The sequence below is a fragment of the Mesorhizobium sp. M2C.T.Ca.TU.002.02.1.1 genome (assembly GCF_003997225.1).
Genome location: NZ_RZTO01000919.1, coordinates 1 through 2,242 on the forward strand (window position 1 = coordinate 1; position 2,242 = coordinate 2,242).

General features: G+C 64.4%; 3 protein-coding genes. 1 reads left to right on the forward strand and 2 read right to left on the reverse strand.

The genetic code is table 11. The features are described from left to right. Positions 1-14 precede the first annotated feature (14 nt). Positions 15-407 carry a Co2+/Mg2+ efflux protein ApaG gene (apaG, locus tag EOD07_RS31405; protein ID WP_041001685.1) on the reverse strand — a complete coding sequence of 131 codons (393 nt, stop codon included), beginning with the start codon at positions 405-407 and terminating at the stop codon, positions 15-17. 275 nt (positions 408-682) lie between these two features. Between apaG and EOD07_RS31410 the strand changes: the two genes are divergently transcribed. Then, positions 683-1,825, forward strand: a complete 1,143-nt coding sequence (locus EOD07_RS31410) for a ceramide glucosyltransferase (protein WP_127238042.1) — start codon at positions 683-685, stop codon at positions 1,823-1,825. Between the two features lie 18 nt (positions 1,826-1,843). On the opposite strand, the gene EOD07_RS31415 is transcribed toward EOD07_RS31410, so the two are convergent. Further along, positions 1,844-2,242, reverse strand: a 399-nt coding sequence (locus EOD07_RS31415; RefSeq protein WP_206519618.1) for a PLP-dependent transferase, incomplete at its 5' end; no start/stop codon positions are given.

Below are 2,242 nucleotides of genomic sequence, written 5' to 3' on the forward strand. Positions count from 1 at the left end.
GAACTCAAGTTTCTCTAATTCACCGTCCTCTTCGTCCCCGGCATGTCGAGCGAGAAGGCGGGAATGGCGATATCGAACGTCTCGCCGCGGCCATTGCGCATCGTGTAGTGGCCGACCATGATGCCCGACGGCGTCGAGAGCGGGCAGCCTGACGTGTATTGATAGCTGTCGCCGGGATTGAGTTCCGGCTGATCGCCGACGACGCCGGCGCCGCGCACCTCCTCGACCCGGCCCTGGCCGTCGGTGATGTGCCAGTAGCGCGACAAAAGCTGCACGAATTCGTCGGAGCGGTTGTCGATCGTCACCTGATAGCCCCAGACATAGCGGTTCTCGGACGGATCGGAGCGGTCCTCCAGATAGAAGGGCCTGACCAGCACTTCGATGTTGCGCGTCACTGCGCGATACATGGGCCACTCCGGTTGCCGCCGCGGAACATTCGTCGCGCTTCGCTGTTAAACGCGCAGCGCCGACCATCCTGCCAGCCTTGTAGCGCACGTGCCGAAAAACAATGTCATTTAAGTGACACATGACAATGTTGGTGTGCACAAACCGTGGCGGGCGACTCGGGCGCTCTGTAACTGATGAAATGGCTGGCTGCGGCTAAGAGCAATTCCAGGAAAAGTGTGAGCGGTTTTCCGTCCGGAATTGCGTGAAAACAAAGAGATAGAGTGACTGGATCTCGATGGAACTGACTATCGCAGCCGGCCTGGCTTCGTCAGCCCTTCTTCTGTCCAATCTCGCCAGCATCCTGCTCGCCTCCTCGCGGCTGAAACGGCGCCATGTCATTGCGGCGCCTGACGGCGCGCAGCCGGTCTCGATCATCGTGCCGTCGCGCGGCGTCGAGCCGTTCACGCAGGAGACCCTGGAGCGCGCCTTCTCGCTCGACTGGCCGGGCTATGAGCTGATCTTCTGCGTCGCGCATGCCGAGGACCCGGTGGTGAGGCTCATCGATGCGGCGATCGTGCGCCACCCCAAGGTTCCGGCGCGGCTCCTGATCGGCGACGACCGCGTCAGCGCCAATCCCAAGCTCAACAATTGCGTCAAGGGCTGGCGGGCAGCGCGGCACGATTGGGTGATCCTCGCCGATTCCAACGTGTTGATGCCGAAGGACTATGTGCAGCACCTGATGGCGGCATGGCGGCCGGACACAGGCCTCGTCTGCTCGACGCCGATCGGCTCGCGGCCGGACGGTTTTTGGGCCGAAGTCGAGTGCGCCTTCCTCAACACGCTGCAGGCGCGCTGGCAATATGCCGGCGAGGCGCTCGGCCTCGGTTTCGCCCAGGGCAAGAGCATGCTGTGGAACAAGCCGATGTTGGACGCCAATGGCGGCATCCAGGCTTTGGCCGCCGAGATCGCCGAGGACGCGGCCGCCACCAAGCTGGTCAACAGCCTGGACTTGCGCGTCAATCTCGTCGCCTCGCCTTTCGAGCAGCCGCTCGGCCAGCGCAGCTTCGCCGAGATCTGGTCGCGGCAGACGCGCTGGGCGCGGCTACGCCGGGTGACGTTCCCGCTCTTTTTCGCGCCGGAGATCCTGACGGGCGCGGCGATGCCGCTGCTGCTGGCGCTGATTGCCGCGGCAGGCGCCGGCGTCAGCCTGCCCACAACGGCCTTGTGCGTGCTGGTGATCGCCTACTTGCCCGAGTGCCTGCTGGCCTTGGCCAAGGGCTGGTACCTGTCCCCGCGCAGCGTCACCGCGATGATCGTGCGCGACGTCATGCTGCCCGCCATCTGGGCACGCGCCTGGTTCGGCGGCGCCGTCGAATGGCGCGGCAATGCCATGACCATCCGCACCAAGGCTATGACCGAGCTGGAAGAGCTCGCCTGAAATTTGGGTCGCGGCTTTCTATTTGGCCGCTTTCAGCGCCTCTTCGATGTCGGTCAACAGATCGTCGGTGTCCTCCAGACCGACGGAGAGCCTGAGCGTGCCGGGCCCGATGCCGAGTTCGGCGCGGGCCTCGTCGCTCAGGTTCTTGTGCGTCGTGGTTGCGGGATGGGTGATCAGGCTCTTGGCGTCGCCGAGATTGTTGGAGATCAGCACGATGTCGAGCGCGTTCTGGAAGGCGAAGGCCGCCTGCTTGCCGCCCTTGACATCGAGGCAGATCAGCGTCGAGCCGCCAGACATCTGCTTCTTCACGACATCCGCCTGCGGATGATCGGCGCGGCCCGGATAGATGAGGCGGGCGATCTCCGGCCGTCCGGCGAGGAAATCGGCGATCTTGCCGGCGCTCTCGGTCTGCTGGCG

Coding starts and splice junctions, on each gene's coding strand:
- EOD07_RS31410 (WP_127238042.1), top strand. CDS start 683: ATGGAACTGACTATCGCAGCCGGCCTGGCTTCGTCAGCCCTTCTTCTG.
- apaG (WP_041001685.1), bottom strand. CDS start 407: ATGTATCGCGCAGTGACGCGCAACATCGAAGTGCTGGTCAGGCCCTTC.